Below are 8096 nucleotides of genomic sequence, written 5' to 3'. Positions count from 1 at the left end.
TGGCAATTTCGCTTCTTCCGGGCACATGGAATAGATACCAGACTGGGAGGATATTTATATTGAATACATGAACTCGATTCCCTCTGTTCTCGATTCCAATGAAGAGAGAAAGCTAAAGATTCTTGAAGTTGCCGAGAAACATGTTTGGGCCTGCGAGAACATGGGCCCAGAGGCTCCAGTAGAAACGCTGCAGTTTGCAATCCAATGGGGCAAATCCAACCTGTCCAATGGCGAATTGATAGACTTCGAACAATCTTTGAAAAAGATCTACGAAGAGGTTGTTTCTCTAAACACTGACTTGCTGGAGAAGTCACCAAATATTCCTCAGGATACAGCCGAAAGAATAAGGACTCTTATCTCGCTTTACGAAGCGCTTTGAATTGTTTCGTTTGGTATACATTTAGCTAAGTAAATGATATAATATTTCTGGAGGTGTCCTGTGGAGAAGTTCTACGTCACTACGCCAATATACTACATCAACAGCGAACCGCATATAGGGTCCGCGTATTCGACAATAGTTGCAGACGTTATCGCAAGATATAGGAGACTCTCCGGATACGATGTGTTTTTCCTAACTGGAACCGATGAACATGGACAGAAGGTGCTTAACGAAGCCATAGAAAGAAATGTTGAAGCCCAGAAATACTGCGATGAGATGGCTGAAAAATTCAAGGCACTTTGGAAAGAACTTGAGCTTACAAACGACGCTTTTGTAAGAACGACTGATGAATACCACATGAAGACTGTTCAGACGTTCGTCTCCAAGCTAAAGGAAAATGGCGACGTATATAAGGGAAAGTATGAGGGCTGGTATTGCATACCGGACGAAACTTTCTGGAACGAAGAAGATCTTAAGGAAGGAAGAACTTGCCCGGAGTGTGGGCGAGAAGTTAAGTGGGTAAGCGAAGAAAACTACTTCTTCCGCCTTTCAAAGTATAATGATACTCTTCTGAGGTTTTACAAAGAGAATCCCCAGTTCGTTCAACCTGACTTCAGAAGAAACGAGATGCTAAGGATTTTGGAATCCGGATTGAAAGACTTGAGTATTACCAGGACTTCATTTGACTGGGGCGTTCCAATGCCAGATGATCCAGAACATGTCATATATGTTTGGGTTGACGCGCTGATAAACTACTTGAGCGCTATTGGGTACCCTCATAACATTGATCATTTCGAAAGATACTGGCCTGCCGATGTTCATCTGATCGGCAAGGAGATAAATCGTTTTCACTCGATAATTTGGCCCGCCATGCTTCTCTCTGCAGGTCTTCCTCTGCCAAAACAGATCTATGCCCATGGATGGTTGACCGTGAATGGCCAGAAAATTTCAAAGTCACTCGGAAATGCAATCAGTCCTGTGGCCTTCGTTAGAACCTACGGCAACGATGCTTTGAGGTACTACCTCCTAAGGGACATACAGTTTGGGAGAGACGGTGACTTCTCTGAAACCAACTTGATTAGCAGAATCAATGCCGATCTTGCGAATGATCTCGGTAACCTTCTGCATCGAACTGTCGTCATGATTCAGAAATTCAACGATGGTGCTGTTCCTGAAAGGAGCATCACAGAAACGATAGACGAAGACCTTGTGGAGCTTGGGGAGAAGACATTCTCTGCCTACACTGAGTCAATGGATAATATGAGGTTCACCCAGGCTCTTGAATCAGTTTGGGAGCTAATCAGATTCGGAAACAAATATATCGATCTTACTGAGCCTGGAAAATGGGGAAAAAACCGGAAATGAAGGGCAGACTAGATACGGTTCTGCACAATCTTGTCTGCACTTTGAAAAATGTTTCCATAATGATTGAGCCTGTAATGTTTAGAACAGCGAGAGAGATTCGAAAGAGGTTAGGTTTTGGTGGAACCATGACCCTCGAAAACGTAAGCTGGTCGGATATAGTGGCAGGAAATAGAGTTAGTCACGGAGAGCCGATTTTTCCTAGAATCGAAATCGAAAAGCACAGGAAGGTGACTGAGATGGAAAACAAGGAGACGGGCCCGGAGATCAAAGACAATCTTTTAATAAGCATTGATGACTTCTCAAAAGTCGAATTGAGGGTCGCATCTGTAACTGAAGCCGAAATCGTCCCAAAATCGAGAAAACTCGTAAAATTACAACTCGACCTAGGTGATCTAGGAAGGCGACAGGTAGTAGCTGGAATTGCTCAGTTCTATAACCCTGAAGAACTTGTCGGTCTTAAAGTTGTCATCGTTGCGAATCTTCAACCGGCAAAACTTATGGGAATTGAATCAAACGGCATGATCCTGGCTGCAAAGATCGGTGATTCTCTTTCACTGCTCACGGTACACAAGGATGTGCAACCAGGCGCAAAAGTTTCTTGACAACCAAGGAGGAAAAAGTCTTTGCCCGAAGAGATAATACACAAGAATATAGATGATGAACTGATTAATTCATATATGCTCTACTCGATGAGCGTCATTGTGGGAAGGGCCATTCCAGATTTGCGTGACGGTCTAAAACCTGTACAACGCAGGATACTATTTGGAATGTCGGAGCTAGGTCTTCATCATAACCAAGGGTTCAAGAAAAGCGCTCGAATAGTTGGTGAGGTCATGGGGAAGTTTCATCCACACGGCGATGCTGCGATATACGACGCGCTTGTCAGAATGGCTCAACCCTTCTCAATGCGCTATCCTCTCGTTGAAGGCCAGGGTAACTTTGGTTCGATAGACAGGGATCCGCCCGCGGCAATGAGGTATACCGAGGCGAGAATGGAAACGCTTGCCGAGGAATTACTACAAGATATCGATAAGAACACTGTTCCCATGATGCCCAATTTCGACGGATCGCTATCTGAACCTGACGTACTCCCTACAAAGATTCCCAACCTCCTTCTCAATGGCACATCCGGGATTGCAGTGGGTATGATGACCAGTATTCCACCCCACAATCTTGTGGAAATTGTCGATGCTATCAGTTTGTTGATAAAAGATCCCGAATGTTCTGTATCGGATTTACTAAGACACATAAAGGGTCCGGACTTCCCCACTGGCGGTATGATTATGGATGCCGCTTCCATTCCCTCAATCTATCAAGAAGGGAAGGGAAGGATAACCGTCAGGGCAATCGCAGAGATTGAGGAATCGGGAGGAAGCTCACAAATAGTTGTCAGTGAAATACCCTACAATACATCGAAGGCGGATATTATAGAACAGATTGTGAATGCAACTCAGAACCATCGTGATCTGCAAATCAGAAATATCAGGGATGAATCGGATCAAAAAGGGCTCAGAGTGGTCATTGAACTTAAACGTGGAGCAGATCCAAATGTAGTTCTGAATCTGCTTTTTAAACACACGCAATTACAAACAACCTTTAGCGTCAATATGCTGGTTATAGACGAAAAAAAGCGACCGAGAGTAATGAACTTAAAACAGATCCTTCAGGGATTTCTTTCCCACAGGTTCAACGTAATCAGATCGAAAACGGAGTACGATTTAGAACAAGCATCGAAGAGAGCACATATCGTTGAGGGATTGACAAAGGCCACGAGATCGATAGATACTGTTGTGGATATAATAAGAAATTCTGCCAATAGCGAAGAGGCTTCCAAAAACCTTATGGAGACGCTGGAAGTCACCCAGGAGCAGAGCTCGGCGATTCTCGATATGAGAATGGGAAAGCTTACAGGAATGGAAATTGAAAAGCTTCTCAACGAGTACAAAGACCTTGTTGCAAAAATAAACGAGTACAGAATGATTCTCGCAAGCGATGAGAAGGTTTATGGGATAATTCTAGATGAATTGAATGAAATAAAAGCGAAGTACGGAGATGCTAGGCGTACAAGGATTGATTTGGGAAATGGAACTGATTTCAATATAGAAGATGTGATACCGGACGAGGATATAGTCCTGATGGTTACGAAGAAGGGCTACATAAAATCGACTCCTCTCGAAAGCTACAGAAAACAGGGTAGAGGCGGCAAGGGCGTGATAGGAGTAAGAACCGGAGACGAAGACTTCGTTGTCAATATACTTACCACCACTAGACTCAGCAAAACGGTCATAATAACATCAAAAGGAAAGGCCTACGTGTTGAGCAATCACATCATCGATCACTCGTCTAGAGATTCTAAGGGAAAGCTTCTTGCAAACTACATCAAGATCGATCCAGATGAAAACGTGCAAGCCGTTCTTTCGACGAGAAAGGAAGAAGTTCAAGGAAAGCAACTTGTCATCACGACAAGATCAGGGAAGATAAAAAAGACTGAGTTCGAAGCATTTTTGAATGTACGAATCTCCGGCATAAAGGCTATTAGCCTCAACGAGGGTGACAGAGTTATCGATGCATCGCTTACATCTAGAGAAGATGACACCATAATCATCTCAACAAAGAACGGAATGGTAATAAGATTCCCGCTGGATCAGGTACGTTCCATGGGAAGAAGCGCAGCAGGAGTTATGGGAATCAGGCTGAAGAAGAACGATGAAGTTGTTGGCGCCAACATCGTTGCTTCCGAAGATACGAGATTCCTACTCACAGCCACCGAAAAAGGTGGTGGGAAAAGGACCTGCTTATCTGAGTACAGGAGTCAGAATCGTGGAGGTTTAGGAGTAAAAAACATTTACGGGCTGGAGAAGATCGGGAAAGTTATTGGAACGCTAGTAGTTAACAGTGACGATGAAGTTATACTTGCTACTAAGTTGGGTATGTCTATCAGAATCCCCGTATCTCAGGTAAGGCCCACTGGCAGAGTAACAAAGGGAGTCAGAATAGTTGATCTGAAGGATAACGATATTGCTGCATCGATGGCGGTTGTTGTTGACTAAAAATCCCAGTCAAACATAGGGGGGTGTCATGAATTGACTCTGACGGAGAAACAAAAGAAGATTCTTGAGTACATCGAGAACTTCATTAAGCTCTATGGTTACCCGCCAAGCATAAGGGATATCTGCAGGGATTTCGAGATATCCTCTCCAAGGGGGGTGGCGAAACATCTCGAGTCTCTTGAAAAAAAGGGTTACATCGAAAGGACCGGCGTTTCTCGAGGAATTCGAGTCTTGAGAAGCCCAGATGGTTCGTCGCTTGAACCCGGTGAAGATGTTGTGATGCTCCCAGTTATTGGCAATGTTGCGGCAGGTGAAGCTATTCAAGCGGTTCAAACTGAAGACGAGAAGATTCCCGTGCCGCTTTGGATGATCAGAAGGGGATTCGAATACTACATGCTCAAGGTAACTGGTAACAGCATGATTGAATCTCACATAGTCAACGGAGATTTCGTTATCATAAGGAAGCAGGAGTGGGCAAACAACGGTGAAATAGTGGTAGCACTGATAGATGATGAATACGCCACTCTGAAGAAGTACGAAAACGAAGGGCCGAAAATCCGGCTCGTTCCCTCAAATCCAGAAATGCTTCCAATTGTCGTTGAAGCTAACAGAGTTAAGATACAAGGCAGACTTTCCGGAGTGCTGCGTTGGTATAAATAGTAGAACGCTTTTTCAAGGAGTTGAAACATGAAGATTGCAATTGGTTCCGATCATGCAGCTTATGAACTCAAATCTTTTCTCGTGCAATATGTCGAGAGTAAGGGCCATTCAGTAATTGATCATGGTCCAGAATCGGGCAGTCTTTCGGTAGACTATCCTGATTTTGCAGACAAGGTTTGTAAATCAGTAACTGACAATGATGCCGATTATGGTATTCTGCTTTGCGGAACTGGAATTGGAATGTCCATAGCGGCCAACAAGCACAGAGGCATTCGTGCTGCTCTCTGCCTTTTCCCCGAGATGGCGGCTCTTTCCAGGAGACATAATCATGCAAACGTTCTAGTGCTTGGAGGACGGCTGATCGGAAGTGAGCTGGCGGGCTGGATAGTCGATGCTTTTCTTAATTCGTCTGAAGAAGGTGGTCGGCACCAAACCAGAGTTGACAAACTTGAAACGGATACTTTCGATAATCGGGTGAATGAGCCTTGATAGTTTTCTACGACAGAAGGCATCTCTTCCATCTCCCGATGAAGGAGCTTGATAACGGTAACTGGATTGAAAACCCGGACAGACCAGAAAGAATCGAATCTGTCCGTAGCGCTCTAGAATCTGCCGGGTTTCAAATAAAAGAACCAAGAGATTACCACTGTTCCCATCTTTTTCAGGTTCATACGCCAGAATACGTAGAATGGCTCAAGGCGAAAAGTAATTCGGTTTCCAGAGACAGAGAATATTTTCCAGAGGTTTTCGGCTATGATAAGCTCTTCGATACTGGTACACCGGTCACTTCGGGATGCTATGTGAGTGCTCTCGCATCAGTGTCAACAGCGCTGAATGCAGTTGACTCTATTCTTGAAAGTGAACCCGTTTCCTATGCCTTATGCAGGCCACCAGGACATCATGCAGGCAAATCGACTGGTGGAGGTTACTGCTACTTCAACAACGCAGCAATAGCAGCCAAGTACTACCAGAAACACACCAGGGGTTATGTAGCAATTCTCGATTTAGACTTTCACCATGGGAACGGTACTCAAGAAATCTTCTACTACGATGATACTGTTTTCTATGTCTCTATACATGGTGATCCTAAGAATTTCTATCCCTGGATTAGCGGGAACTCCTGGGAGATAGGTTCTGACTCAGGAGAGGGATTTAACATGAATTTTCCTCTTGCCGGAGGTATAGAAGGCCCAGAGTACATGAGAACTCTGTCGAAGGCTCTGCAAGAGATCGAAGACTTTTCTCCTGATCTCATGATCATCTCCCTGGGTACAGACGGTCACAAAGATGATGACATAGGCCATTTCAATCTCAGCAGCGAGGATTATTCAATGATGGGAAAGTTGATCGGGGAAATAGAAGTTCAGAAGCTTATAGTTCAAGAAGGCGGATATAATCCCAAAGCTAATTCTGCCTCCGTTTTGAACTTCCTTACGTCAATCAGATGAAAATCTAAAGAAAGCGCGGCCAGGCCGCGCTTTCTTTATTTAATCAAAATGCTGCTCCAAAGCCAAAGAACGGTGTTCCATAATACGGTTCCCCTGCTCCAGAGTTTTGCTCAGCAAGAAAAGTGTTGTAACCGTAGCCAAGTCGGACCAAACCTATCATCGGGATCGATATGTCTATGCACAGGCCAAAGTCAGCAAGGAAATTCCCTCCTATTAAGTCTCCGCCTGGTGTCTTTCTATAGAAAAGCAAGTCTCCAAATCCCACAATATCTAAGGGTATTGAAGAGGCCTCAGGTGTTAGGGGGTACCTTAACTGCGCAGAACCTACGGTAACTCCATACGCGTTCTGGCCTATACTTTGCGAACCTCTGACTCGAACAAATGTGTCCGGAGTCAACAAATAACTTCTGAAAACACCGTTTGGTGAAAGCGGGAATAACTGCTGAGTTCTCACTCTGAAACCAAGTACCGGGTCCCCTATCGACATGAAGTTTCTGTACTCCGCATAACCCGAAATAAATGGCTCGTTATCCTTTCCAAATAAACCTCTGACCGTCAGTCCGGCAAGGTACTCACTTCCCATAGTAGGCCTATAAAGATCGTCTCGGGTAGACAGCTCATAGCTCAATCCAGTGAAGATACCATCAAAATTTTCTGAGAGACTACCCATGTCGACTTCCGTAGCAGTTTTAGTTTCCGTTGAGACCTGGCTTTCAGACATTATGTATTCGTAACCGGCGGTAAAACCGACTTTCTGCCCAGGGGAAACATTATAAATGGGAGTCAAAGAGAACAAGAACTCCGTTTCCTGGGAGGATTTCGTGACTATAGTGTCAGTCGAATCATTTGTTGTCGTGAATCCTGAGAATTTAAACTTGAATGCCGTATCGAGATCAAGTTTTGTTCCTCCTACCTTTGGGATAGAATAGCCTATAGTTGCATCAAAGGCTGGCCTTCTTGTCGTAGTCTCTGTAGCTCCGTCAGTCACGATAACTTCCTTATTGTTCGGCATGGGAAGCGTAACACTGAGTGTCGTTGAGATGTTCTGCCCGTAGCCCCAAACATTGAGAAGTCCGAGATCGAGATACAGATTCAACCATTCTGCCAGCCTCCTCCTCCGCCGATCTTATTATTCTTATCAGTCTCCTGAAGCGTAATGCTTACGTCGAGCGCATCCTCACCAACAGGAACAGG

At 44.6% G+C, this 8096-nt stretch carries 6 protein-coding genes and 1 pseudogene; 6 read left to right on the top strand and 1 reads right to left on the bottom strand.

All coding sequences use genetic code 11. The annotated features are described in order from the left end of the window. Positions 1-67: 67 nt before the first annotated feature. The 6 genes and pseudogenes from BG32_RS08595 to BG32_RS08570 all read left to right on the top strand — a co-directional run bounded on the left by BG32_RS08595 (position 68) and on the right by BG32_RS08570 (position 6902). A complete protein-coding gene (locus tag BG32_RS08595) occupies positions 68-379 on the top strand; it encodes a hypothetical protein (protein WP_259459625.1) in 312 nt (103 codons plus the stop codon). 60 nt (positions 380-439) lie between these two features. After that, positions 440-2346 (top strand): annotated as a pseudogene (gene metG / locus BG32_RS08590) (methionine--tRNA ligase). Positions 2347-2367: 21 nt separating this feature from the next. Further along, positions 2368-4794: a DNA gyrase subunit A gene (gene gyrA, locus BG32_RS08585; protein ID WP_006492165.1), complete on the top strand. Its 2427-nt coding sequence runs from the start codon at positions 2368-2370 to the stop codon at positions 4792-4794. Positions 4795-4827: 33 nt separating this feature from the next. Further along, on the top strand, positions 4828-5454 hold the full coding sequence (lexA, locus tag BG32_RS08580; protein WP_006492163.1) for a transcriptional repressor LexA: 627 nt from the start codon (positions 4828-4830) through the stop codon (positions 5452-5454). Positions 5455-5481: 27 nt separating this feature from the next. Beyond that, positions 5482-5943 (top strand): ribose 5-phosphate isomerase B, encoded by a 462-nt coding sequence (gene rpiB, locus BG32_RS08575; protein WP_121526680.1) that lies wholly within the window; start codon positions 5482-5484, stop codon positions 5941-5943. After that, the gene (locus BG32_RS08570; protein WP_006492160.1) at positions 5940-6902 is read left to right on the top strand and encodes a histone deacetylase family protein; all 963 of its coding nucleotides are present in this window, start codon (positions 5940-5942) and stop codon (positions 6900-6902) included. Before rpiB ends, BG32_RS08570 begins: the two co-directional genes overlap by 4 nt. A gap of 43 nt (positions 6903-6945) precedes the next feature. Here the strand turns inward: BG32_RS08570 and BG32_RS08565 are convergent, their stop codons facing one another. Then, positions 6946-7998 (bottom strand): BamA/TamA family outer membrane protein, encoded by a 1053-nt coding sequence (locus BG32_RS08565; RefSeq protein ID WP_259459622.1) that lies wholly within the window; start codon positions 7996-7998, stop codon positions 6946-6948. Between the last annotated feature and the right edge of the window lie 98 nt (positions 7999-8096).

It is taken from the genome of Mesotoga sp. HF07.pep.5.2.highcov, assembly GCF_003666285.1.
Taxonomy (GTDB): domain Bacteria; phylum Thermotogota; class Thermotogae; order Petrotogales; family Kosmotogaceae; genus Mesotoga; species Mesotoga prima.
This window is presented reverse-complemented; position numbering and strand designations above follow the sequence as displayed.